Origin of the sequence: Aestuariivirga sp. (assembly GCF_020252395.1) — a bacterium.
In the GTDB taxonomy this organism is placed as follows: Bacteria; Pseudomonadota; Alphaproteobacteria; order Rhizobiales; family Aestuariivirgaceae; genus Aestuariivirga.
In genome coordinates, this window is record NZ_JADCDB010000002.1 from 212,622 (window position 1) to 237,345 (window position 24,724).

Annotated in this window: 22 protein-coding genes; 12 read left to right on the forward strand and 10 right to left on the reverse strand. The window is 66.9% G+C overall.

What is annotated here, in order from left to right; all coding sequences use genetic code 11:
- Positions 1-242 precede the first annotated feature (242 nt).
- Positions 243-1,250 (reverse strand): diguanylate cyclase, encoded by a 1,008-nt coding sequence (locus tag IOC82_RS02300; protein WP_290544552.1) that lies wholly within the window; start codon positions 1,248-1,250, stop codon positions 243-245.
- A 152-nt stretch (positions 1,251-1,402) separates the two neighbouring features.
- Between IOC82_RS02300 and IOC82_RS02305 the strand changes: the two genes are divergently transcribed.
- From IOC82_RS02305 to IOC82_RS02350, 10 genes are all read left to right on the forward strand, one after another.
- Positions 1,403-2,338 carry a 3-keto-5-aminohexanoate cleavage protein gene (locus IOC82_RS02305; RefSeq protein ID WP_290544553.1) on the forward strand — a complete coding sequence of 312 codons (936 nt, stop codon included), beginning with the start codon at positions 1,403-1,405 and terminating at the stop codon, positions 2,336-2,338.
- 2 nt (positions 2,339-2,340) lie between these two features.
- Positions 2,341-3,414 carry an FAD-binding oxidoreductase gene (locus IOC82_RS02310; protein WP_366935632.1) on the forward strand — a complete coding sequence of 358 codons (1,074 nt, stop codon included), beginning with the start codon at positions 2,341-2,343 and terminating at the stop codon, positions 3,412-3,414.
- Entirely contained in the window at positions 3,411-4,217 is an 807-nt protein-coding gene (locus tag IOC82_RS02315) for an HAD-IIB family hydrolase (protein ID WP_366935633.1), read from the forward strand. The genes IOC82_RS02310 and IOC82_RS02315 overlap by 4 nt, the downstream gene beginning before the upstream one ends.
- Positions 4,210-5,253, forward strand: coding sequence for an AbrB family transcriptional regulator (locus IOC82_RS02320; protein ID WP_290544554.1), 1,044 nt, complete (start codon positions 4,210-4,212; stop codon positions 5,251-5,253). The genes IOC82_RS02315 and IOC82_RS02320 overlap by 8 nt, the downstream gene beginning before the upstream one ends.
- On the forward strand, positions 5,253-6,017 hold the full coding sequence (locus IOC82_RS02325) for a sterol desaturase family protein (protein WP_290544555.1): 765 nt from the start codon (positions 5,253-5,255) through the stop codon (positions 6,015-6,017). Before IOC82_RS02320 ends, IOC82_RS02325 begins: the two co-directional genes overlap by 1 nt.
- A 270-nt stretch (positions 6,018-6,287) precedes the next feature.
- Positions 6,288-6,818: a hypothetical protein gene (locus IOC82_RS02330; protein WP_290544556.1), complete on the forward strand. Its 531-nt coding sequence runs from the start codon at positions 6,288-6,290 to the stop codon at positions 6,816-6,818.
- Between the two features lie 168 nt (positions 6,819-6,986).
- Positions 6,987-8,786: a fatty acyl-AMP ligase gene (locus IOC82_RS02335; protein ID WP_290544557.1), complete on the forward strand. Its 1,800-nt coding sequence runs from the start codon at positions 6,987-6,989 to the stop codon at positions 8,784-8,786.
- A 28-nt stretch (positions 8,787-8,814) separates the two neighbouring features.
- Positions 8,815-9,783 carry an NAD(P)-dependent oxidoreductase gene (locus IOC82_RS02340; RefSeq protein ID WP_290544558.1) on the forward strand — a complete coding sequence of 323 codons (969 nt, stop codon included), beginning with the start codon at positions 8,815-8,817 and terminating at the stop codon, positions 9,781-9,783.
- The gene (locus tag IOC82_RS02345; RefSeq protein WP_290544559.1) at positions 9,783-10,022 is read left to right on the forward strand and encodes an acyl carrier protein; all 240 of its coding nucleotides are present in this window, start codon (positions 9,783-9,785) and stop codon (positions 10,020-10,022) included. Before IOC82_RS02340 ends, IOC82_RS02345 begins: the two co-directional genes overlap by 1 nt.
- 3 nt (positions 10,023-10,025) lie before the next feature.
- Complete coding sequence (locus IOC82_RS02350) at positions 10,026-11,234, forward strand: aminotransferase class I/II-fold pyridoxal phosphate-dependent enzyme (protein WP_290544560.1); 1,209 nt, start codon at positions 10,026-10,028, stop codon at positions 11,232-11,234.
- A 6-nt stretch (positions 11,235-11,240) separates the two neighbouring features.
- On the opposite strand, the gene IOC82_RS02355 is transcribed toward IOC82_RS02350, so the two are convergent.
- The 5 genes from IOC82_RS02355 to IOC82_RS02375 form a co-directional block, all read right to left on the reverse strand.
- Positions 11,241-12,209 (reverse strand): diacylglycerol kinase family protein, encoded by a 969-nt coding sequence (locus tag IOC82_RS02355; RefSeq protein ID WP_290544561.1) that lies wholly within the window; start codon positions 12,207-12,209, stop codon positions 11,241-11,243.
- A complete protein-coding gene (locus IOC82_RS02360) occupies positions 12,206-13,282 on the reverse strand; it encodes an LptF/LptG family permease (RefSeq protein WP_290544562.1) in 1,077 nt (358 codons plus the stop codon). Before IOC82_RS02360 ends, IOC82_RS02355 begins: the two co-directional genes overlap by 4 nt.
- Positions 13,279-14,499, reverse strand: a complete 1,221-nt coding sequence (locus tag IOC82_RS02365; protein WP_290544563.1) for an LptF/LptG family permease — start codon at positions 14,497-14,499, stop codon at positions 13,279-13,281. The genes IOC82_RS02360 and IOC82_RS02365 overlap by 4 nt, the downstream gene beginning before the upstream one ends.
- A gap of 65 nt (positions 14,500-14,564) precedes the next feature.
- Positions 14,565-15,488: a metallophosphoesterase gene (locus IOC82_RS02370; protein WP_290544564.1), complete on the reverse strand. Its 924-nt coding sequence runs from the start codon at positions 15,486-15,488 to the stop codon at positions 14,565-14,567.
- Positions 15,489-15,553: 65 nt separating this feature from the next.
- Positions 15,554-16,696, reverse strand: coding sequence for a dATP pyrophosphohydrolase (locus tag IOC82_RS02375; protein ID WP_290544565.1), 1,143 nt, complete (start codon positions 16,694-16,696; stop codon positions 15,554-15,556).
- Between the two features lie 73 nt (positions 16,697-16,769).
- Between IOC82_RS02375 and IOC82_RS02380 the strand changes: the two genes are divergently transcribed.
- Positions 16,770-17,249, forward strand: coding sequence for an NUDIX domain-containing protein (locus tag IOC82_RS02380; protein ID WP_290544566.1), 480 nt, complete (start codon positions 16,770-16,772; stop codon positions 17,247-17,249).
- 229 nt (positions 17,250-17,478) lie between these two features.
- Complete coding sequence (locus tag IOC82_RS02385; protein WP_290544567.1) at positions 17,479-18,042, forward strand: GNAT family N-acetyltransferase; 564 nt, start codon at positions 17,479-17,481, stop codon at positions 18,040-18,042.
- On the opposite strand, the gene IOC82_RS02390 is transcribed toward IOC82_RS02385, so the two are convergent.
- The 4 genes from IOC82_RS02390 to IOC82_RS02405 are packed head-to-tail and all read right to left on the reverse strand — an operon-like array spanning position 17,983 to position 24,707.
- Positions 17,983-20,043 carry a hypothetical protein gene (locus IOC82_RS02390; RefSeq protein ID WP_290544568.1) on the reverse strand — a complete coding sequence of 687 codons (2,061 nt, stop codon included), beginning with the start codon at positions 20,041-20,043 and terminating at the stop codon, positions 17,983-17,985. The two genes, IOC82_RS02385 and IOC82_RS02390, sit on opposite strands and share 60 nt — an antisense overlap.
- Entirely contained in the window at positions 20,043-22,829 is a 2,787-nt protein-coding gene (locus tag IOC82_RS02395) for a DUF4159 domain-containing protein (RefSeq protein WP_290544569.1), read from the reverse strand. Before IOC82_RS02395 ends, IOC82_RS02390 begins: the two co-directional genes overlap by 1 nt.
- The gene (locus IOC82_RS02400) at positions 22,826-23,704 is read right to left on the reverse strand and encodes a DUF58 domain-containing protein (protein WP_290544570.1); all 879 of its coding nucleotides are present in this window, start codon (positions 23,702-23,704) and stop codon (positions 22,826-22,828) included. Before IOC82_RS02400 ends, IOC82_RS02395 begins: the two co-directional genes overlap by 4 nt.
- A gap of 4 nt (positions 23,705-23,708) precedes the next feature.
- Positions 23,709-24,707 carry a MoxR family ATPase gene (locus IOC82_RS02405; RefSeq protein WP_290544571.1) on the reverse strand — a complete coding sequence of 333 codons (999 nt, stop codon included), beginning with the start codon at positions 24,705-24,707 and terminating at the stop codon, positions 23,709-23,711.
- Positions 24,708-24,724 lie beyond the last annotated feature (17 nt).

The following is a 24,724-nucleotide window of genomic DNA, read 5'->3' on the forward strand; positions in this document are numbered from 1 at the left end:
CCGGCTTCTAAAGTCTTTTCAAGACAATATGACGATCATGCAACAGCGTGCAACGGGATTGTGGGAACAGCCGATTGAGTTCGTTTTGCAGGTGGTTTTAGTTTGGGCCGGACGCCCGCGGGGGGCAGCCGCCTTTGCCCTAAGGGCAGTTTCCGGCGGCTTCCTTGCAGGGGCGGACTGAGAATAGGAATTGGCCCATGTCACGCGCGCCGCCATGAAAGCGGCCGCATCCGCCTGACGGGCTACGCCGCCACGCGGTTGCGGCCGCCCTGTTTGGCCTCGTAGAGCTTGGCGTCGGCCCTCGAGACCAGCGCCGAGGTGCCTTCGGAGCCCTCAAGCTGGGCGACGCCGAAGCTGGCTGTTACCCGGAGCAAGGTGTTGGGTGCGCCGGGTTTCTGCCAGAACTGCGCCTCAAGCTGGGCCTTGATCTGGGAGGCGATCTTGAAGGCGTTGTCGACGGGCGTCGCCGGCAGCACGATGGCGAACTCCTCGCCGCCGTAGCGCGCCACCGTGTCGCGGCCCTTGACGTTGCTCGACAGGATGCGGCCGAACCATTTCAGAACGTCGTCGCCCGCGGGGTGGCCGTAGCGGTCGTTGATCGCTTTGAAGTGGTCGATGTCGGCGATGATGAGGGAGAGCGGCTGGCCGCCATTCCGGGCGGTGGCGAGATGGGAGGCCAGAACCACGTCGAAGCCTCTCCGGTTCTTGAGGCCGGTCAGAGGATCGCTCAGCCCCTGCGCCTCCGCATTGGCGAGGTTGGTCTTGAGCTTCTCGATCTGGCGCTGCGAGTTTTCGAGGCTTGCCTGCAGGTTGGAGGTGCGGGCCTTCATGTTGTCGTTCTCGATCATCAGGTAGGAGATGATGATGCGCACCTGCTCGGTCTTCAGGCTTTCGTGCAGCTCCTCCTTGGCGCGCTCCAGCACGGTGGAGAAGTTCTCGTTCGCCTCGGCATGCTGGCGCAACAGCGAGAGGAGCTTGGCGACCTCCGTCTGCACGGGGTCGGCGGCGGCGGAGGAGGAGTCCGGAGCGTCAGGCTCCGCCGGCGCGGCGGCCGCCCCGGGCGGGGATTTCTGGGCGCGCAGCGTGTCCCACACGGTGCTGAGCAGCGTTGCGGCGATGAGGACAACAACCGCGCCCAGCTCCCAGGCCTTGGCATTGGGGATGCTGCCGGGACTGCGGATCAGATACAGCGCCAAGAGCCCTGCGGCGGCGGAAACGGCGGCAAGCACGATGCGCGGGATCGAGGTCATGGTGCGTGTCCTCCGCCAGGTTGGTTTGCGTGGAAGGCTAGACCCTGCCGCTTGCGGCAAACTTGCATGGCCCGCCTGCCCAAACTTACGCGTGACGGATAGGGTGAGGCCCGGTAGCCTTGGGCCAAATCCAGCGCCCCAGGGAGGCCCTTTTGCGCAAGAAGAACAAGACTATCATCACCTGTGCCATCACCGGCTCGATCCACACGCCGTCAATGTCGCCGCACCTCCCCGTCACGCCGGACGAAATCGCCACCCAGGCGGTGGAGGCCGCGGAGGCGGGTGCGGCGATCCTGCATCTTCATGCGCGCGACCCGGAGAACGGCAAGCCGTCGGGCGATCCCGGCACCTACAACCAGTTCCTGCCGCGCATCAAGCAGGGTTGCGACGCCATCGTGAACATCACCACCGGCGGCGGCCAGGGTATGAGCATCGACGAGCGCATCAAGGCGGCGGAGGCCTTCTCGCCCGAGATGACGTCCCTCAACATGGGCTCGATGAACTTCGGCCTCTACCCGATGCTCAACCGCTATTCCGCCTTCGAGCATGAGTGGGAGCGGGCACACCTCGAGAATTCCAGGGACTTCATCTTCCGCAATACATTCGGCGACATCGAGAAGATCCTGGAACGCCTGGGCAGGGGCCATGGCGTGAAGTTCGAGTTCGAATGCTACGACGTGGGCCACCTCTATACGCTCGCCCATTTCCTCGACCGCAAGCTGGTGACGCCACCGCTCTTCGTGCAGACGATCTTCGGCATTTTGGGCGGCATCGGGCCGGACCCGCAGAACGTCATGGTCATGCGCGAGACGGCGGAGCGGCTGTTCGGCGAGCAGTATTACTGGTCGGTGCTGGCGGCGGGCCGCTTCCAGCTGCCCTTCACCACCATGGCGGCGACGATGGGGGCGAACGTCCGCGTCGGGCTGGAGGACAATCTCTATCTCGGTAAAGGCCAGCTGGCGCCGTCCAACGCGGCGCTGGTGGCGAAGATCCGGCATATTCTGGAAGAGCTGTCGATTGACATCGCGAGCGCCGATGAAGCGCGCGCCATGCTGGAGACCAAGGGTGCGGCGGGCGTGAAGTTCTGAACATGCCAAAACGGATCATCGTCATCGGGTCGGGAATCATCGGGGCGTCCATCGCCTGGCACCTGGCGAAGGCTGGGGCGGAGGTGACGGTGATCGAGGCGGGCGGCACGGGTGGCCTCGCCACGCGGGCGAGCTGGGCCTGGATCAACGCGAGCTGGGGGAACCCCGAGCCCTATTTCCGCCTGCGCATCCGCTCCATCGAGCACTGGCACAAGATGCAATCCGAGATCCGTGAGCTCGCCATCGACTGGTGTGGCGGGTTGATCTGGGATCTGCCGCCCGCCGAACTCGACGCCTATGCCGCCGAACGGGCGGCGTGGGGTCAGCCGCTGAGGAAGGTGGGGCGGGAGGAAATCCATGCCATCGAGCCGAACCTCAGGCAGCTTCCCGATTACGGCTACTTCGCGCCGGGCGAGGGCATGCTGGAGCCGCTGGCCACCGCCGAGGTTCTGCTCAGCGCCGCCAGGGCGCGGGGGGCGGAGGTTCTGGCCGGGACGCCGGTCAAGTGGCTGGCAGAGGAGCATGGCAGGGTCGTCGGCGTGATGACGGACGAGGGCGTGATCCATGCCGACGAAACGGTGGTGGCGGCGGGCGCCAATACCGCGCAGCTGCTCGACAGTGTGGGGCTCACCCTGAAGATGAATGCGCCGGCCGGCCTCCTTTCCCATTCCAAACCCGCGCCCAAACTGCTGAACGGCCTCGTCATGACTCCTGGCCTCCACCTCCGCCAGACGGCGGAGGGGCGAATCGTGGCGGGCGCCGATTTCGCCGGAGCCGACCCCGAGGGCGATGCGGAAGAACTCGCCGCCGAACTCCAGGCCAAGGTGGAGGCGATGGTCGAGGGGGCGGAGGGGCTGGGCCTCGACTTCTTCACCGCCGGCTACCGGCCTACGCCGGCGGATGGCTTCTCGGCCATCGGCCGGCCGCACAGCAAGAACGGGCTCTATCTCGTCGTCACTCATTCGGGCGTGACGCTGGCCGCGGCCCTCGGACTGTTCGCGGCGCAGGAGCTTGCCACCGGCCAGCGCGACCCGCTGCTTGCCACCTTCTCGCCCGACCGGCCCAGCCTCGCATGACCATGCAGCCCCTCGCACAGGCCCCGCGCGCCCTTCTCGCTGGCGTGAAGGCGGTGCTCACCGACATCGACGACACGCTCACTCTTCATGGCAGACTTCCGGCGGAAGCCTATGACGCGCTGTGGAAATTGCGCCGCGCCGGCATCAAGGCCGTGCCCATCACGGGAAGGCCCGCCGGATGGTGCGACCTGATCGCGCGGCAATGGCCGGTCGATGGCGTGGTGGGCGAAAACGGCGCCTTCTACTTCCGTTATGACGAGGCGGCCAAGAAGATGATCCGCGTCTATGCCCAGACAGCCGAGGTGCGGCGTGCCAATACCGAGAGGCTATGGAAGATCGCGCGTCGGGTGCTGAGGGATTTCCCCGGCACGGCGATCGCCTCCGACCAGGCCTATCGCGAGATCGATGTCGCCATCGACTTCTGCGAAGACGTGCCGCCGCTGCCGCTGGCCACCGCGCAGAAGATTGCCGGGGCGTTCCACGCCGAAGGTGCCGCGGCGAAGGTATCGTCGATCCATGTGAACGCCTGGTTCGGCGATCATGACAAGCTCACGATGAGCAAGAGGTTCCTGGCCGAATCGTTCGATATCAGAATCCAAACGGAATTAGATCGAATCGCCTATTGCGGCGACTCGCCCAATGATGCGCCGATGTTTGCGGTGTTCCCGCTGGGGATCGGTGTCGCCAATATCCGTCCCTATGCGAAACTGATGGCGCATCTGCCGAATTATGTGACGGCGGGCGAGTGCGGCCATGGCTTCGCCGAATTCGTGGACGCGGTGCTGATGGCGCGCCATGCGTGACACCGCCGCCGGTCTGCTGATCGGCGCCGCCGGCGGACTGGCCTTCTGGCTGCTGGGAATCCCCGCGCCGTGGCTGGCGGGCAGCATGATGGCGGCCATCGCCGCGGTCTTCTCGCACGTGAAGATCGGCATGCCGGACTGGCTGCGCGCCGTGGCCTTCATCTTTCTCGGCATCCAGACCGGCACGGCCGTTTCTTGGGAGACGGTCGACCGGGCGATCCACTGGCCGGTCTCCATTGCCTTCCTGTGCCTGACCGTCGTCGCCGTCACCTGGGCCTGCATGGCTTATTACATCCGGCGGCATGACTGGGACGTGCCGACCGCACTCTTCGCCAGCCTGCCGGGCGCGCTGTCGCTCACGCTGCTGCTGGCCAGCAGCACCACGGCCGATATGCGGCGGGTGACCATCGCGCAATGCATCAGGCTGTTCTTCCTCGTGGCGGCGCTGCCCACCGTCATCACTTGGCTGAAGCCGCCGCAGGACCACCTGACGATGACGCTCGCCCAGATCGGCGGGGTGTGGGACATCCTCCTGGTGGTCGCCGTGTCGGCGGCGGCGGGCTATGCGCTGGAATGGCTGAAGGCGCCGGCCGGGCTGATGCTGGGGCCGATGCTGGCGAGCGCGGGGCTGGAGCTTTCGGGCTGGATCGCCGGGGCCGCGCCGATGTCGATCCTGATTCCGGCCAATGTCGTATTGGGCGTCATGATCGGGTGCCGCTTCTCGCATTTCACGTTTGCCGAGTTCCGCGCGGCCCTTGCCGAAGGCTTCTCGGGCTTCATCATCGCGCTGGCGATCGCCATGGCAGGGGCGGCGCTGGCGGCCTGGTTCTCCAAGCTGCCCTTTGCGCTCACCCTGCTGGCCTTCTCGCCGGGAGGCCTCGACGCCATGACCATCATGGCCTTTTCGCTGAACCTCGACCCCGCCTATGTCGGCGCCCACCAGATGGCGCGTTACATCGGGCTTGCCCTGCTGATGCCGGCGGCGACGGCCTATGTGCTGAAGCGCATGGGGGCTTATGGCGGGAGCCGGGCGTGATGGACCAGCTCTCGGCCCTTCTCGCCTACAAGATCCTCGCTGTGCTCGGCTGGCTGGTGCTGTTGCTCGGGCTGGAGCGCCTGTTTCCGCTGGCCAAGGTGGTGGGGGGCTTTAAGCGGGTGGCGAAGAACCTCTCGCTCGCCGGTGTCAATGCGCTGCTGTCGCCCCTGATCGTGGTGCCGGTTTCGGCCTTCGCCGCGTCGCATGCGCTGGGCTGGCGGCCTGACTGGTGGGCCGGCTGGACGGGGCTGGTGCTGGACATTCTGGTGCTCGACCTATGGATCTACTGGTGGCACCGGGCGAACCATGAATGGCCGCTCCTGTGGCGCTTCCACGAGGTGCATCACCTCGACGAGTTCCTCGATGCGAGTTCGGCGCTGCGCTTCCATTTCGGCGAGGTGCTGATCTCCTCGCTGGTGCGGGCCGCAGTGATCCTGCTGCTCGGCGTGCCGCTGCTGAGTGTGGTGGTGTTCGAGACGCTGCTCGCCTTCAACACCATGTTCCACCATTCGGACGTTAAGCTGCCGCCGAGGCTGGAGCGTGCGCTGTCATGGATCATCGTCACGCCGTCGATCCACTGGGTGCACCACCATGCGATCCGGCGCGACACGGATTCGAACTATGCCTCGCTGCTTTCCGTTTGGGACCGGCTCTTCGGCAGCCGCAGCGGAACGGTGCGCACGCCGGGGATGGAGATCGGCGCCGAGGGGCTGAAGGACCGCAGCTTTGCGGAATTGCTCGCAAGACCCTTCGAAGAGCGGTAGCGCAACGGACCTCAGGCGCCCCGCGCTTGAGGGCGGAAAGCTGCGCCAGCTTCGACTCCGGAGCGTCCTTGGCATCGCAAGCGAGTTCACGCGCGCGCGCGATGCTCTGACGGTCCTCTTGCCTCTTGCGTCCGACTGCAGGGCGGGGAATGCTTGGAGTGCGTCCATCAGACACTGGCATGGGGCATGCAAGGGCTGCCCGGATGGGACCAGCCCCGGTTCCGCCGTGCCGCCCTGGCACAGGCGAGGGAAGGTGAGGAGTGTGCTGGCGTGGCGAAGCCCGCGGCGAGACAGGATTGGCATGGCCTTGCGGAAGCCCTCCGCGAGGCACGGCTCGCCGAGGCGGCGCATTTGGAGGCGGCCCTCGACCTGCGCGACTCCAAGACGCTGCGCCTGCAGATACTGAAGGACGCGCTGCTGCCCGCGGTGCAGTCGACGCCGGAAGCACGCGATCTGTTCGACCTCGCGCTGCTACCGGGGGACCCGCCCAGGCTGTGGCTTGACCTGACCGCCTATGTCGTCATGGAGCCGGACCACCGCACCTACCGCGTGCTGCAGGACCGGCAGGACAGCCGCGACATTCTGTTCGAGGGCGCGGGCGCTGAGCAGGCGGCCGCCGCAATCCGCCGTCACATGGCGCACCGCCTGGTGGCGCGCGAACGCCGCGGTGCCCTGTCTGGGCCCGTCCCGCAGCTGGGATATAGCTCGGCCACGCTCATCCTGGCGTGGGTTTCGGGCGTTGCCTTCGGGCCCCTGGCGCTGGTCGCCGCTGCGCTCTATATGGGTCTTCTAAAATATTGATTCGTATCGATTATTTTTGATTATCCACCGGCCGTTACAAACTGAAACAACAATTGATTTCCACGGACTCGTCACCGCTGTTACGAAAAAATTATCTGAAGCTGCCGGTTACTGTGTGGTTTGAACGGCTTCGCGGCAAGAAATTGGGATTTGCAGGGTAGCGATTGCATGCAGAGCGCTTTGAAGCGGAGCACTGAAGCCGGAACGGCCGGATCGGTTACGCCGACCTCAAACCGCAGCCTCGCCCAGAATCTGGGCGGCTTCGGCACGCTCGCCGAAGGCCTGGATTATGCAGCCAAGGGCGTCACCGGTTTCAATTTCTATTCTCCGCGCGGCCAGTTGCAAAGTGTGCTGTCCTATGCCGAGCTGCGCCGGCAGTCGATGTCCACGGCGCGCAAGCTGCTCTCGCTCGGCCTCAAGCGCGGCGACCGTGTTGCCGTGGTCGCCGAGACGGGGCCCGAATTCATGGCAGTGTTCTTCGGCTGCCAGTATGCCGGTCTCATTGCCTGCCCGATGCCCTACACCATGTATATCGGCGGCAAGGATTCCTACATCGGCCGCGTGGCCGGCATGATTGCCGCGGCCAAGGCGCAGACCGTGGTGACGGGCGAAGACCTGCTCGGCCACATCAGCGAGGGTGCGGCCCGTGCGGGCGCCGGCCGCGTTCTGACCCATGCCGAGCTGCAGGCGCTGCCCGAGGCCGCTGCCAAGCTCGAGCCCTTCAGGGCGAATGAAGACGCCTATATCCAGTATTCCTCGGGCTCGACGTCGAGCCCCAAGGGCGTGCTGATCTCGCAGAAGGCGATCATGTCCAACACGCGCGGCATTCTGCGCGACGGCATGCGCATCACCCCCGAGGATCGCGCCTTCTCCTGGCTGCCGCTCTACCATGACATGGGTCTCGTCGGCCTCTGCCTGTCGGCCGCGATGGGGCAGGTGAGCGTCGATTTCCTGGCAACTGCGTCCTTCGCACGCCGCCCGGCCCTGTGGCTGAAGCTGATGTCGGACAACAAGTCAACGATCACCTATTCGCCGAGCTTCGGCTATGACCTCGCCGCCCGCCGCATCAATGGCGAGGCGGTGACGCTCGATCTTTCGCGCCTGCGCATTGCCGGCATCGGCGGTGACATGGTGCGCGCCGACGTGCTGGAAGGCTTCGCGGCGCATCTCTCCGTCGCCGGCTTCCGCTCGGACGCCTTCCTGCCGAGCTATGGCATGGCCGAGACGACACTGGCCATTTCCTTCATCGACCCGGACAAGCCGATCCGCGTCGATACAATCGACCGCCATGCGCTGAAGCATGAGGGCCGCGCCGTTCCCGCGCGGGGGTCCCATGCGCGCAGCTTCGTGGTGTGCGGCCGCCCGATGGAAGGATCGACCGTCGAAATCCGTGACGAGCACGGCGCCGTTCTCGGCCCCCGCGCCGTTGGCCGCATCTTCGTCAACACGCCGAGCCTGATGACCGGCTACTACAACAATGATGAGGCGACCGCCGCCGTCGTCGGCCAGGACGGATTCCTCGATACCGGCGACATGGGCTATTGGCTCGACGGCGAGATCGTGATCACCGGCCGCGCCAAGGACCTGATTCTGCATAATGGCCGCAACATCTGGCCTCAGGACATCGAATGGGCGGCCGAGCAGATCGAGCCGCTGCGCGATGGCGATGTCGCCGCATTCGCCGTCGAGAATGACGCGGGCGAAGACGAGGTGACCGTGCTGGTGCAGTGCCGCGCGCGGGACCTGGCCACGGTCGAGGCGCTGCGGCATGAGGTGTCCGCCGCCGTGCACCGCTCGGCGGGTGTCGAATGCAGGGTTGTCATGGTGCCGCCGAAGAGCCTGCCCTTCACCTCCTCCGGCAAGCTGTCGCGCGCCGCCGCCAAGCAGAAATTCCTGTCGGGCGAGATCGCCGAATTGTCCCTGCTGACGCTGGCCGCCGGTTCGGACAGCCTCGAAGCCGTCCACTGAGGCGGGTGCGCCCGCCGCAGCGGAATTCATGAGCAAGACCATCGCCATCACCGGCGCCTCCGGATTCGCCGGACGGCACGCCGTTGCCGAACTTCTGCCGCGCGGCCACCGCCTGCGCGCGCTGCTGCGCAGCCCGGAAACGGCGGGGCTGCCCTCCGCCGTCGAGACGGTGAAGGGCGATCTTGCCGACGCAGGCGCACTGGCGCGGCTGACGGCGGGGGCGGATGCGGTTGTCCATCTTGCCGGTGCGCTCGCCGCGCTGACCCGCGCGGACTATTTCAAGGTCAACGAACAGGGCACGCGGGCGCTGGCCGATGCGGCTCGGGAGGCGGGCGTGCCCCGCTTCGTGCACATCTCCTCGCTCGCCGCGCGCGAGCCGCAGCTTTCGGGCTATGCCGACAGCAAACGAGCCGGGGAAGAGATCGTGCTTTCCCGCATGGATGTGCTCAACGCCATCCTCATCCGCCCGCCAGCCGTTTATGGCCCTGGCGACAGGGGCACACTGCCGCTGATCAAGGAATTGACCCGGCCCGTGGCCGCCATTCCGGGGCTGGCCGCCGCGCGCTTCTCGCTGATCCACGGGCGCGACCTGGCCCGCCTGATCGCGCAGGCGGTGGAGGGCGATGCGCAGGGCGTGCACGAGGTGAGCGACGGCAAGCAGGGCGGTTATGGCTGGCCGGATTTGATCCGCACGGCGTCCGCCTTCCGTGGCGGCCCGGTGCGGGCCATCTTCCTGCCGCGGGCCGTGCCAGCCGCGGTGGCCACAGTGGCGGAAGGGCTGGCGCGCCTCTCCGGCAGGGCCTCCATGATCAACCGCGGCAAGATCGCCGAACTCTACCACACTGACTGGGTGGCGCGGCTGGGCGGCCTCGCGCTTCCCGATCCCACCCCGTTCGACACAGGATTTGCCGAAACCGTGACTTGGTACCGCAAGGCCGGGTGGTTGCCTCCGGGGCGCGGCGCCGATAGAAGAACCGCTAGTTCAAGGACGCCGTAATGACCGATACCGTCTCCCAGCTGTGCACGCTGCTCGAACCGTTCAACACCAACGGCACGGCGCTGTCAGCCGCGACCGACATCTCGGCCGACCTCAACATCGACTCCGTCACCGTCATGGACTTCGTGATGGAGGTGGAGGATCATTTCGACATCGAGATTCCGCTCAACGTGCTGTCGGAAACGCGGACCGTCGCTGACCTCGCAAAGGTCGTCGAGGCGCGAACCAGGAAGGGTTAAGGCATGGACCTGCTCGCCAAGCTCGAAGCGATTGCCCAACGTCATGCCCGCATGAAGGCGCTGGGCGGCGACGCCGTGGGCGTGGTGAACGAGAAGATCCTCTCGCCCACCCGCGCCATCATCGATGGCCGCGAGACGATCCTCGCCGGCACCAACAACTACATGGGCATCACCTTCGATGCCGAGTGCATCGCGGCGGGGCAGAAGGCGCTGGCCGAGTTCGGCACCGGCACCACCGGCTCGCGCATCGCCAACGGGTCCTATGCGCTGCACACGGAACTGGAGCGGGAATTCGCCCGCTTCCTCGGCCGCAAGCACTGCATCGTCTTCAGCACCGGCTATCAGGCGAATCTCGGCATGATGTCGGGTCTCGCGGGCCCGCGCGACACGATCTACCTCGACGCGGACTCGCACAGCTCGATCTATGACGGCTGCACGCTGTCGGGCGCCAAGCTGGTGCGCTTCCGCCACAATGACGCGGCCGATCTCGACAAGCGTCTGTCGCGGGCCGAGGAGGATGGCGGCGGCAAGCTGGTGGTGCTGGAAGGCATCTATTCGATGATGGGCGACCGCGCCCCGCTGGCCGATTTCATCGCGGTGAAGAAGAAGCACGGCTTCCAGCTGCTCGTCGACGAGGCGCACAGCTTCGGCGTGCTGGGCCCCCACGGCCGCGGCCTGGCGGATGAGGCGGGCCTCGAGGACGACGTCGACTTCGTGGTCGGCACCTTCTCCAAAAGCGTGGGCGCCATCGGCGGTTTCGGCGCGGGCGACCATCCCTATTTCGAATATCTGCGCTTCGCAATGCGGCCATACATGTTCACCGCCTCGTCTTCGCCGGCCTCGATCGCCACCTCGATCGCGGCAATCCGCAAGCTCGCCGCCGAGCCGCAGCGGCGCAGGAAACTGGCGGAGAATTCGGCGCGGCTGTTTGAGGGCTTCAAGGCGCTGGGCCTCGAACTGGGTTGCGCCGAGGCGAGCCCGGTCGTCGCGGTGCGCTGCCCGGACGAGCCCTCGACCATTGCCATGTGGAATGCGCTGCTGAAAGCGGGCGTCTATGTCAACATCGCGCTGCCGCCCGGCACGCCCAACAAGCTCTGCCTGCTGCGCTGCTCGGTGTCCGCCGCGCACTCCGGCGCCGACCTCGACCGCATCATCGAACTTTTCGGCGCCGTAGTGGCGCAGGGCCATGGCAAGAAGGTGGTGAACGGCTGACGCCCGTCAGCCGCGGATGAAGGTGAAGAGCGGACCCTTCTCCAGCCTGAGCGGTTCGCCCGCCGGCGGCGGAAAGAACTCGCCGTCAATGACGAACATCACGTCAGAGGCGACCTCCAGCGCCTCGGCGCAGAAGCTCACCGTGCCCGGAGGCTTGGCGCCGGTTTCCCCGCCATACATCACCGGCAGGATCCAGCGCAGCACCGGGGGCACGGGGTAGGGAATGACCGTTGTCCGGATCGGCCCGGTCTTGCCGCCCCAGAAGGGGCTGCAGTTGAGCAGCAGCGTGTCGAGCGTCGTCGACATCTGGAGCAGTTGGGCGCCTTCCGTCATGCGGCGCCCGCCGGCAGCGACGGCAATCGCATAGGGGCGGTCGAAGCGTTCCGGGTCATCTGCGTCTGGCGCCGCGAAGTGATACTTGCCCACCGCGGTCAGCAGCGTCTTGGCTACTGCCCACTGGCCCTTCACGCCGCGGTCGTTGAGCGCCTGCTGACAGTGCTGCGTGGCCACCGCAATGGCGCCGGTGCCCACGAACATGCCGTGCCGCACCTTGCCGTCTCCGGGATTGGCGCAGCGGATGGTGTGGCGCGTGACCAGCGCGGAGGCATTGAGGCTACGTACAAAATCCGACTGCGCGGCAATTGAGTGGCTGCGGAAGCCCAGGTCGTTGGCGCTGAGGTTGGTGGTGCCATGCGGCAGGAGGCAGATGCGGGGCAGCGCCCGGAATCCGCCGCCCTCGGCGATCAGCGTCAGGATTTCCTGCGCCGTCCCGTCGCCGGAGCTGATGAACAGGTCCGTCACGCCGTCCCGCGCCATGCGCCCGATCACGTCTTCAAGGTGCTCGAAGCGATCGAGCAGGCAGAGCGATACGCCGGCGCAGCCGCGCAGCCTCTCGGCCAGCACCTGGCCTTTCCCGTTGCCCCGGCCGGACAGCGGATTGACGATCACCCCCGCATGGCGCGGACCCGCCGTCACACCGTCTCCGACCGGAGCGTCATGACCACGGCCAGCGAGCCGAAGGCGAGGATCGGCAGCCACGCGGCCAGCCAAGGCTTGACGAAGCCGAGTTCGCCCATGGTGAGCGCTATTCCGTCGACGATGAAATAGACGAAGCCGAGGCCCACCCCCACCGCGAAGAGTGCGCCCAGCCCGCCGCCGCGGCGGAAGCGCGTGGCGAGCGGAATGCACAGCCCCATCATCAGGAGGCTGGAAAAGAACAGCGAAATGCGTTTGTTGGCCCATGTCTGGTAAACCCAAACGGGACGGATGCCGAATCCCTGATTGTCGATGAAGTAGAGGAGCTCCGTCAGCGCCATGTCCTCCGGCGCGCCGGAGCGTGCACCGGCCTGCGCCGGTTTCATGTTGCCGGAATAGACGAGGGCCGCCAGCCGCGACGGCTGAAGATTGTCGCGGTAGTAGACGAGCACGCCGGTCAGCGTCCAGCGGCCGTCCGCGAGTTCGGCGCTCCTGGCGTAGATCTGTTCGTGCAGCAGACCCTGACCGTCGCGCCGGAAAATGATGACGTTGTCGAGTTTGGTCGAGTCGGCATTGGCGCCGGCGGCGCGCAGAATGTCCGGACCGGCGCGCATCCAGATCGGGTCCTTCTCGCCCATCTTCAGTTTCTCCACGCCATAATCGCCGATGCCCCAGTCGCGCAGCTGCGGCGTGGTTGCGGGAATGGCGGAGTCCGACAACACAAAGTTGATGCCGCCCGCCAGGAAGGCCAGCGGCAGCAGCATGGCGATGAGGCGCCCCGGCGACACGCCCGCCGCCCACATTGCCGCCATCTCGTTGCGGTAGCTCAGTTCGGTAAGGCTGAGCAGCATGGCGAGCAGCATGGAAATGCCCATGTAGTTCACCAGCACGCCGGGCGCGCGGTAGAGCATGTACTTCAGCAGGATCGTCATGTCGCCAGGGCGCAGCGCCTGCAGGTCCTTGGCGTTGGTGAGCACGTCCAGCGACAGCACGAAGAACGAGATGCCGAGCAGGATGCCGAAGAAGCGGATCGCCACCATGCGGTTAAGCATCCAGCCGAGGATTTTCATCATGTCGAGGCTCCCCATCCGAGGCGGCGCACCAAGAAATGGCGCAGGCTCCCGAGGAAGTCTCCCGTCCGGTCGATGACGGCGCCCACCGGGTCGTTGCGCAGCGTGAAGCAGGCGTCAAAGTAGCGCCACGCGGCAAACAGCGCCAGCAGCAGGCACGGCAGCCACATGGTGATCAGCGGCGATGCAACGCCTTGGTTGGCGAGCGACGCGCCGTGGTGGATGATCTCGTTGTAGACGACGATCAACACCAGCGCGACGCCGGTGCGGAAGCCGCGCGCGCTGCGCCGGTTGCCCACCGCGAAGGGAATGGCGAGATAGGGCAGGATGAGGATGCTCACAGCCATCACCAGCCGCTCGCTGAGCTCCGATCTGACATTCTCGCGGTTGGCCTTGGGCGGCGGATTGTCGAGCGCGGAGACGAGTTCGGTCAGCGTCAGCTCGCGCTCGTCCTCGCCGCGCGGGCGGAAGATGTCCTTCGAGATGCGGCCGAGCGGCGTGTCGGCGAGCGCGAACTCGGTCGCCTCGCCGATGGCCGGATCGGCCGCGCCGGCATCGGGCGCCGTCTTGAAGGTGAGGCGGTGGCCATCCTCAAGGTGGAGCGTGGGGCGCTGGCCCGCCGGGCTCTCGAGCAGGCGGCCGCGTGAGGCGGTGACAGTGTCGGAGCCGTTGTCGCCCTTGTTCTCGTAGATGAAGACGTGTTCGAAGGAGTTGGCGGCGCGGTCGAGTTTGTCGATGATGAATGTGCGGCCGCCCGCCTGCATGAACACGCCTTCCTCGGCGAGGTAGAAGACCTCGACGTTCTGCACGTCGAAGACCACCGAGCGGTAGGCATAGCGGGCATAGGGCTGGAGCCAGCCCATGACGACGAGCGAAATCAGGCTGATGGCCACGCCCATCAGGATCACCGGCCTTGCCATGCGGTTCAGGCCGATGCCGGAGGCCATGAAGGCGTCGGTCTCGGAATTGGCTGACATCTTGCCGAAGCCCAGCAGCAGGCCGAGGAAAAGCGCGGCGGGCAGTGCGGTGCCGAGATAGTGCGGCACCAGGTAGGCCAGCATCTCGAAAACCACGGAAAAGGAGTTCTTCTTGCCCAGCGTAGTGTCGAGCAGGCGCACCATGCGGTCGGCCAGCAGCATCAGCAAGCCGATCACCAGTGCCCCGGCGAGGGGCAGCGACACTTGCCGCATGACGTGCCTGTCGACGATGGGGAGCAGCAAGATGTTTTCAGCTTCCGGAGGGGAGGTTACGCATCAAAGTCTGCAACTTAGCCACCCCCCGCTCACTAAGAAAGGGCGAATTCGGCGAGCGGCGCCACCTCCCGGCTGGCCGGGTCATAGCCGCGGATCGAGACGTCGATCTGCCATTTTCCCGCCTGGCGCTGGATGCGGTAGAGATTCCAGGCGGCCAGCGGGTGGCGCCGGTTCTGAGCCGCCGAGGCCGAGGGCACGCCCAGCACATGCACCACGCCGAAACGGGAAAGGAAGCTATTTGCCATGTGCTGGTGGTTGTGGCCGTGAAGCACCAGCTCCGCACCTTGGTCCTCCAGCACGGCGCGCAGGAGGCTTGAGTCGATCAGCGCCTTGCGCGGTTGGGCGAGGCCGGGGAGCGGCGGGTGGTGGATCATCACCACCCGGGCATAACCGCGTTCGCGCAGGTCCCGCAGCAGTTGAGAAAGCGAATTCAGCTGCGTGCCGCCAAGCTGGCCCGCAGCGCGGTGCAGCGGCTGCGGCACGCCGGTCGACAGGCCGATCAGCGCCACGTTGCGCCGGAGACGCACATAGGGGAAGGGTGTCAGGATCTGCGGCGTCTCCTGGGTGAGGTTCACCCGCATGTCGCCCTGCATATAGGGCTCGAGGTGCGAGAGACCGTGTTCCCAGGCCATACGCACGTAGCAATCATGGTTGCCCGGCACGAAGCTGATCCAGTCGGCCGCGCCGAAGGTCTTCATCCAGCGCGCCGCGGCGGCGAACTCCGCGCGCGCAGCGACGTTCACGAGATCGCCCGTGACAGCAACGTGGTCGGGCGCACTGCGCACGATGTCGGCGGCGATGGCGAGCGCCACGGCGGGGCTGTGCACGCGGTGGCGCCTGAGCCGCCAGTTCATCACGCCGATGGCGCGCTTGAAGGCAAAATGACGGTGCGCCGCGCCCGCCGGCAGGGGCCCAAGATGCAGGTCGGAGAGATGGGCGAGGGAAAACACGGACACGGCGGACTTCCGGCTGACGGACAAATGTTAAGGCGCAGCGCCCCGCTGCCTGATGCGGGTAGCGCCTAACCGATTAACTTCTCATAAATCCGGTAGGTCTTGTAGGGCCGGCCGCCAAAGCTCTCGATCATGCGGCGCATCGGCATGTTGTCCTCGAGGATCCACGAGGCCTCGCCACGCCTGGTGCCGCGGCCGGCGTGATAGGACCAGACCCGCGCGATCGCCGCCATGCCGAGCACCGCCCCCAGCGCCGTGCCGTGATACTTCCGGCGCAGCCCCATCAGCGGCATGCGAACAGACCGGGGCGGCCTGGCGAACAGCTGCCAGGCCAGCTTGGCCCAGCCGAAGGGCAGCAGCCGGCCATTGAGGCCGGCGATCCAGTCGTTGATGTTGGGCAGCGTGATGGCCATGGCCGCCGGCTCACCCTTGTATTCGGCGATCGCAATGTAGTCGCCCGTCACCAGCATCTTGAGATTGTTGGCGAGCGCCGTCATCTCCTCCCTGGTCCAGGGCACGAAGCCCCAGTTGCCGGACCACGCGTCGTTGGCGATGGAGACGACGATCTCCAGCTCCTTCATGAGCTGCTTCTTGTCGAGCGGGCGCAGCACCACGTCGGGGTCAGCCATCGCCTTGTCATGGGCCGACGCGAGGGCGCGCGGCATGCCGCCCTGGCCGATGAAGTCGTAGGCGATTATGTCCTTCGCCTTGACGAAGCCCGTCTCCTCGAGGCGCGGGCCGTAATAGGGCAGGGCGTGGCTCATCATCACCGAGGGTGGCGTATCGAAGCCTTCGATCAGCAGGCCCGTCTCGTCGTTGATCGAGAAGCTGAACGGGCCCTGGATAGCCGTGGCGCCGCGCTGCTTCAGCCAGGCCTCCGCCGCATCGAATAGCGCGGCGAACACCGCCGGATCGTCCTCCGCTTCGAGAAAGCCGAACTGCCCGACGCCATCCCTGTAGCGTTCGCTGCGCAGGCGGCTCAGCTGCGCCGAGATGCGGCCCACCGGCCTGCCGCCGCGCAGCGCGAGGAAGAGCTCAACCTCGGCATGGCGGAAATAGGGATTCTTCTTTGGGTCGAGATGCTCAAGGCGCTCCAGGTGGAGTGGCGCAACCCAGTTCGGGTCACCGGCGTAGAGCGCGAACGGCAAGCCAAGGAAGGCCTTGAGGTCTTCCTTGCCGCGGGCCGGGCGCACGGTGACGGATGAATCCATGTCACAAGGCTTAACAAGCGCCACCATGGAACTCAAGCTTGGCGGGAGGCGCGCCAGGCGCTAACCACATGCTATGGCCGAGAGACTGAAGCGCGTGGCGTTCCGCGCGTTGAAACCTGTCCTGCGCGCCGTCTACCGCCAGACGCGGGGGATGACGCTGGGAACGCGCGTTGTGGTGCTGAAGGAACAGGCAGGCGAGGTGCTGCTGGTGCGTCACGGCTATGCGCCGGGCTGGCTGCTGCCGGGCGGTGGCGTGGAGCGCGGCGAGGCGCTGGCCCAGTCGGCGGTGCGCGAGGTGCGCGAGGAGGCAGGGATCGTGGCCGAGGAGGAGCCCGTGCTGCATGGCATCTTCCTGAACGATGCCCAGTTCAAGGGCGATCACGTGGCCTGCTACGTGCTCCGCCGGTTCCGGGCGGAGGGCTTCACGCCCAACGGCGAAATCGCCGAGGCGCGCTTTTTTCCGCTCACGGCGCTGCCCGATGGTACGACGCCGGGCACCCGCCGACGCCTGTGCGAGGTGCTGGAGGGGGCGCCGGTTCCGGCCATATGGTGAGGCTAACCCAGCGTGAAACGTTTAGGTCATCTTGACGTACCGTCCGTCACCCGCTATGCCGCAACCTATGACTATACCGCGCATTATCGGACTGCGACGACGGGTCCACGCCGCGCGCGGCAGCGCACGCGCCTGAACGCGTCCGGCCATCCCTTCCACGCGACGCGAGAGTCCAGCGTTCCGGGGGTCCGGGCGCCCTTTGCAGCTCTGATTGCCCGAGAGACCAGCCATGCGTGGCCCCATCGCCCTTCACGACACCACCTCCGCGGACCATGATACGATTGAACTCCTGCTCGACCTCGCTTTCGGCTCCGGCCGGCGCGGCAAAACAACCTATCGCCTGCGCGAGGCGAACAGCCCGGTCCCCGGCCTGTCACTGGTGACGCGGGACAAGGGCGTGGACGTCTCCGGCACCATCAGCTTCTGGCCGCTGGCGATCGGCGACAAGCGGTCGCCCGCCCTGCTGCTGGGGCCGCTTGCCGTGCACCCAGACCGGCAGGGGCTGGGCATCGGACTCAGCCTGATGCAGGAGGGGCTCGCCCGCGCGAGGGCCCAGGGCCATGGCCTCGTGCTGCTGGTGGGTGATGAGCCCTATTATGCCAAGGTGGGCTTCGCAAAGCTGCCGGAGGGGCTGATCAGCCTGCCGGGGCCGGTCGATCCGGCACGATTTCTCTATCTGGAGCTCACGCCCGGTGCGCTTCGGGGCGTCCAGGGCCTGGCGCAGGCGCCGGGCTTAGCGGCCCTCGCGGTACCACATGCCGCCCAGAGCCAGCAGCAGCGCTGCGAGGCTTAGCAGCGTCGCGAAGAGCGGCGTGTCAGACACGGCGAGCACCCGAAAGCTATTATTGGCGCGCAGCCCGATCCAGCCGGAGCCCGCCATCTGGCGGGCCGCCTCCACCTTGACAAGCTGCGGCATGCCGTCCTCAAGCCACGCGGTGCTGCCGCCGGTCGCCTTCGCCACGGGGGCCAGAACCGCAGTGGTTGCAAGCAGGTTCCCCATCTCACGCGCATCGCCGTTGCCGGTGGCGGCCACCGAGACGAGCTCGCCGTCGGTCAAGCGATGGAGCCCCGCTTCGGTCACCGGCAGCGCGCCCTGGAAACGGCCGGGGGACACCTGGTTCAGCGTCACCGTCGCGGTCTTGCCCGAGGGCAGCGTCACCTCGACGGGCTCCGCGCTGTCGGCCATGGTGCGGCGTTCGATCGTCAGGTTGTTGCCCTGCTGCTTCGCCGTCAGTGCCTCTTCCTCGAGGTCGGGCTCCTCCATCAGCCAGTGGGCGAGACGGCGCAGGAGTTCGGTCTGCGGCCCTCCGCCTTCGAAGCCTCGCGCCCACAGCCAGCCCTGGTCGGAGAGGAGCTGCGCCACACGGCCCTTGTCCTGGCGCGAGAGCACGAGCAGCGGCTTGCCCGCCGGACCCGACATCAAGGTCTCGCCCGATTGGGTGGTGATGGTATCGACCAGACGGAACCAGCGGCCCCATGTCGGGCTGCTGCCGGCAGAGTCGGGCAGGTCCTTGGTGACGGGGTGTTTCTGGCCCTGTCCGGTGAGCTCCGGCCTGAAGGGACTCTCCACCACGTTGCCCGTCGGGATCGCCGCCATGATGTCGGAGAGCGGTGTCGAATAGAGCCCGTCATCGGCCGCGAGGTCGGGCCCCGAGGCGATCAGCACCGCGCCGCCGTTCCTCACATATTGCGCGATGTTGAACATATAGGCTTCGGGCAGCACCGACTGGCGGCGATAGCGGTCGAAGATCACGAGATCGAACTGGTCGAGCTTGTCGACGAACAGCTCGCGCGTCGGGAAGGCGATGAGCGCCAGTTCCTTGGTCGGCGTCCCGTCCTGCTTTTCTGGAGGGCGGAGAATGGTGAAGTGCACGAGATCAACAGAGGCATCGGCTTTCAGCAGATTGCGCCAGGTGCGCTCGCCCGGGTGCGGCTCGCCCGAGACAAGCAATACGCGCAGCCGGTCGCGCACGCCCTCGATGACGGCGACGGCGCGGTTGTTCTGGAACGAGATCTCGCCATCGAGCGGGGGTGCTGCGATCTCCACGATGTTCTGTCCGGCATGATCGACATTGACGGGCACATCGATGGTTTCGCCGGGCGAGACGTCGACTGTCACCGGCGCTCCGCCGCCTGCCGAGATGGCAACGGGCACTGGCTGGCCCGGTCCATTCGTTTCGTCGAGGCGGAAGGAGATCGTCTGCTGCTGGCCCACCATGCCGAAGCGCGGCGCCTTTTCGATGACAATTCGGCGGTCCTTCTCGGACTTCGAGCCGGTGATCAGCGCATGAAGCGGTCCGCCGATGCCGCTCTTGGAGGGAACCTGCGGCACGTCATGCACTTCGCCGTCGGTGATCATGATGGCGCCGGCAAAGCGGTTGGGCGCAATGTCGGCGAGCGCGCGGTTCAGCACGTCGAAGGCGCGCGTGCCCTCATCCCCGCTGCTGGCGCTCGACGTCACCTCGACGGTTCGGATCTCGGTGTTTGGCAGCCGCCCGATGGCCTGGTTCAGCGCCGCGAGGGCCTCATCGGTGCGCCTGGTCCGGGCTTCGCTCCCCTGGCTTAATGAGCGGTCGACGACCGCCACGGCGATGTCGGGAAGCGGTTGGCGCTCCTCGCTGCGGATCACCGGGTTGGCGAGCGCCGCCAGCAGCAGCGCGAAGGACAGCGCGCGCAGAAGCGTGCCCCGGGCGCGCGCCGCCGCGAGCGCCGCGATCAGCGCGCAGCCCAGCATGGCGGCGGCCGCGATCACCGCCGAGGGCAGCACGGGTTCTAAGGCGAGGCTCCAGTCCATTACTGCCCAAGCCTTTCGAGAAGGTCGGGCACATGCACCTGGTCGGCCTTGTAGTTGCCGGTCAGCGCATACATCACGATGTTGATGCCGGTGCGGAAAGCGAACTCACGTTGCCGGTCGGTTCCGGGAACCGCAGCGTAGAGCGGGTCGCCGTTCACGTCCATCGCCCAGGCGGCGGCATAGTCGTTGTAGCCGATGATGATGCCGCTCACGCCATCGGTGTTGCCGGTGGCCGCACCCTCACTGTCGGACCTTTCGACCCACAGCTTGCCGCCGTCATAGCGGCCGGGGAAGCGATCCAGCAGGTAGAAGCTCTTGGTCAGCACGTGTGAGGGCGGCACGGGCTCGAGCGGCGGAATGTCGAGCTTGTCGAGGATGCGGCGCAGCGCCTCCGAGGCCGCGGTGGCGCCCCCCGACAGCGCGTCGCTGCTGGCGCCATCATCGCGCAGGTCGAAGAAGATGGTGCCGCCGCCTTTCATGTACGCGTCCATCTTGGCCAGCGCCGCATCGGATGGCACGGTGGCCTCAGCGCGCACCGGCCAATAGAGCAACGGGAAAAAGACGAGTTCATCCTTCTCGATATTGATTCCGGTGGGATCGCCGACATTGACCGAGGTGCGCTCGCGCAGCATTTCGCCCAGGCCCTTTAGGCCTTCCTCGCTGATGCCGTCGATCCCGGCATCGCCGGTCTTCACATAGGCAAGGTGCGTCTCCAGCGCGCCCCGCATGGCGAAATCGTCGCTTGCCTGCGCGCGCAGCGGCTGCCAGCTGGCGGCAAGGGCAAGCGCCATGAGCGCGGCGGTGGCCGCGCGGCGCTGGCGGAGCCGCGCCAGGCCGCCGCCAAGCAACAGTGCGGCACAGCAGTCGGCGAGGAAGGCCAGCATGGCCAGCGCGAAGGCATAAGGCGCAAGCGGCAGGGCGGGCAGCGGTTCCAGCGCGCGCTGCGCGATGCCCGCGGGCAGTGCGGAGATGGCGGCAAGCCCCGTTCCCTCCTGCGTCAGGTTGATGGCGCGTTCCTGTTCGCCGCGGCGGTAAAGGCCGGGCGGTGTTGCCGGCGACGGGTTCAGCTTGTCGATCTGTGCTGCCGGGATCGGCCGGGTGTCGGGCGAGGGGCTGATGAGTTCGCCGAAGCCATCGAGCGCTTGGAAGGGCGCAAAGGCCTGTGCATCGGAACTGGCCTCGGTCTTGATGCCGCTTCCTGCCGCGGGTGCGAGGTCCAGCACCCGGCGCAGCATTTCGACGAAGAGGCCGGAGACCGGCAAGTTCGACCAGTCGGCATTGGCGGTAACGTGGAACAGCACAACAAGCCCCTTGCCATCCCTCCTGGCGGTGACCAGGGGCGTGCCGTCGCCGAGGCTCGCCCACACCCTGCCGGGAAGGTCCGAGTCGGGTTCGGCCAGGACCTGCCGGACCACCTTCACCGAGGGATCGGATGCGAGGCCCGCGAAGGGCCCCTTCCCGGGGAAGGGCTGCATGGGCTGCGGCGTTTCCCAGCTCAGCGCGCTGCCGAGCGAGCGGTCGCCCGCGCGTAGCGTCACCGGCACGAGCGAATCTTGCGCGCCTGCAAAGCGCGGACCGGCGAAGCGAAGGAGCACGCCGCCCTTCCCGACCCAGCGCGCGATCATCTCCTGCTGCTCGCCCGGCAGCACGCCGATGTCGGCGAGCACCAGCATGGACAGGCCCTGATCGAGCAGGCTCTTCAGCGCCGCCGTGTCCTTCGGCTGGCTCAGTTCGGCATAGGGTTCTAGCGCGCGCGAGACATAGTAAAGAGGAGCCAGCAGCGGCTCCGCCCCCTCGGCGGTAGTGCCGGACATGAGGCCCACGGTCTTCCGCCGCCAGCGGTCATCCATGAGGAATGTGGTTGCGGCATTGTGTTCGTCCTTCACGCTGATGCGGCTCACCTCATTGCGCAGTTCGGTCGGCAGTTCGATCATGCCCCCGGCGGAAGTGGCGCCCGCGGCAAAATTCACTGTCACGTCGCCGAAGCTGCGGCCATTGCCGGCGGTTGCGGCGACCGGCACGGACCGGGCGGCCCCACCAGGCGCCCGCAGCACGGTGACCTTGATGCTGCCGCCCTCGAAGCGCGGCGCGGCGAGCGCCATGGGAAGCTGCGCCATTGACGGCATGATCGCCTCAACGGTGGCGGAGCCTTTGGCGAGTTTCTTGAGCCCCGCCGCGAAATCCTGCGCCTTGCCGTCATCGATGCCGTCGGCGATCCACACCACGTGCAGCGCGTCCTGCTGGCCGAAGGCCTGGTCGAGCCGCTGCAGCAGGCCCGTGCGATCGGGGCCGAAGGCACGCGGCTGCAGAGCTGCGGCGCGGCTCTGAAGGTCGGCCGCGGACTTGGGCTCCAGCGCCTGCGGCCGGAGTTCGGGGGTGGAGGTGGCGAGCGTTACCGTGGCGCCGCCCGCGGCGGCATCGTCCAGCACTTCGGCCATCACCGCGAGACGCTGGTCCCAGTCCTTCGCGGCCGCCCAGCTGTCATCGACCACGAGCAGCACCGGCGTCCTGGTGAGCGCGCCTGTGCGGCCTGGCGCATAGAGCGGATGCGACACGCCGATGATAACGAGAGCGGCCAGCGCAAGCCGCAGCAGCAGCAGCCACCACGGCGTCTTGTCCGGCTGTTCCTCGCGGTTCCTGAGGCCCAGCAGCAGGCGGATCGCCGGGAAGCGCACCGTCTCTGGCCTGGGCGGCGTGAAGCGCAAAAGCCACCAGATCACCGGCAGCAGCAGCAGAGCGGCAAGTGCCAGTGGCGTGCCGAAGGTTATGGCGCTGAGCATGCTCATCGGCCGGCCTCGCCGGAGATCAGCGCATGCAGCGCGAGCAGCGTGGCTGTAGGCGGCTCATCCGTGCGGTGGATGACGAAGCTCCAGCCGATGCGCTGGCAGAGTTCCTTCAGCGCCGCGCGATGCCCGGCGAGCTCTTGCATATAGGCCTCGCGCAGCGTCTCGGCCTTGGACGAGAGGAACTTGAGCGGCCCCGTCATCTCGTGGAACTCGACGCGGCCGGCATAGGGCAGCGTTTCTTCCGCGGGGTCCACCACCTGCACGAGATGGCCCCTGACGCCGGTCTCCGCGAGCGGCGTGATGGCGCGTGCAATGTCATCGATCGTCTCGAAGAAGTCGCTGACCAGCACCGCGCCTGAGAAGCGCGGCATGCGGGTGAAGCTCGGAAGCGTGGAGCCCTCCGCCTTCATGAACCACTGCGCGAGCTTGACCAGCTGAGCCCGTGTGTGGTCGGGCGCGTGGGGAGACCCCAGCGCACTCACCCGCTCATTCGCCCGCACCGCGAGCGAGGCGATTGCGAGTGCCAGGAGCTGCGCGCGCTCGCGCTTCGTCACCTGGGCGAGGTGCGACTTAAAGGTCATGGAGATCGACGGCGATGACCAGACCCACAGCGTGTTTGCCGCTTCCCACTCGTTTTCGCGGATATAGACATGGCTCGATCGCGCCGACTTGTGCCAGTCGATGCGCTGGGTCGAGTCTCCGAAGCTGTAATGGCGGTATTGCCAGAAGCTCTCGCCAGGGCCTGCGCGCTTGCGGCCGTGCTCGCCCAGGATCACCGTCGCGGCGATACGCTCCGCTTCGACCAGAAGCGGCGGCAGCGCGCGGGAGACTGCCGCAGCGCGGTCGGCGAGGGTGAGGGCCGGGGCGGTGGACATCAGATCAGGCGATGAGGCCGGAGAGACGCTCGATCGTGCCGTCGATGGTGTGGCCATCGGCGCGCGCCGTGAAGTTCAGCGCCATGCGGTGGCGGAACACCGGGCCCATCAGCGCCTGCACGTCATCGAGCGACGGGGAGAGGCGGCCCTGCAGCATGGCCCGCGCGCGCGCGCCCACCATAAGCGCCTGTGATGCGCGCGGCGAGGGCCCCCAGGCGACGTTGCGGTTCACGTAGTCGTCGGCCTCGGGGCCGGGGCGCGCGGCGCGGACCACGCGGAGGATGACTTCCGCCACCTGTTCGCCCACCGGGATCAGGCGGGTCAAACGCTGGGCATTCAGCAGTTCAGTGGTGGAGAGCACCGTCTCGGCCTCGGCGTCGGTAGCGCCGGTGGTGGCAAACAGCATGCGGCGCTCGGCGTCGAGCGAAGGATAGGGCACGTCGATCTGCACCAGGAAGCGGTCAAGCTGCGCTTCGGGCAGCGGATAGGTGCCTTCCTGCTCGATCGGGTTCTGTGTGGCGAGCACGTGGAAGGGCCGCGGCAGGTCATGGCGTTGGCCGGCCACCGTCACATGGTGCTCCTGCATCGCCTGCAGCAGGGCCGACTGGGTGCGCGGCGAGGCGCGGTTGATCTCGTCCGCCATCATCAGCTGGCAGAAGACGGGGCCCTGCAGGAAACGGAACTGGCGGCGGCCCGTCTCGTCCTCGTCGAGGACCTCGGAGCCCACGATATCCGCCGGCATCAGGTCAGGCGTGAACTGCACGCGCTTTTCGTCGAGGCCGAGAACGCGGCCCAGCGTGGTGGCAAGCTTGGTCTTGGCAAGGCCGGGGGCACCCACCAGCAGGGCATGGCCACCGCCGAGGATGGCGATCAGCACCTGCTCGATCACCTCGTCCTGCCCGAAGATGACCCGGCCTATGGCGGCCCTAGCCTTGCCCAGCCGCTCCGTGGCCCCCTCGATGTCTGAAACGATCTGGCGGTCTGCTTCGTTGATGCTGGCCATGGCACTCACTAGAGTAA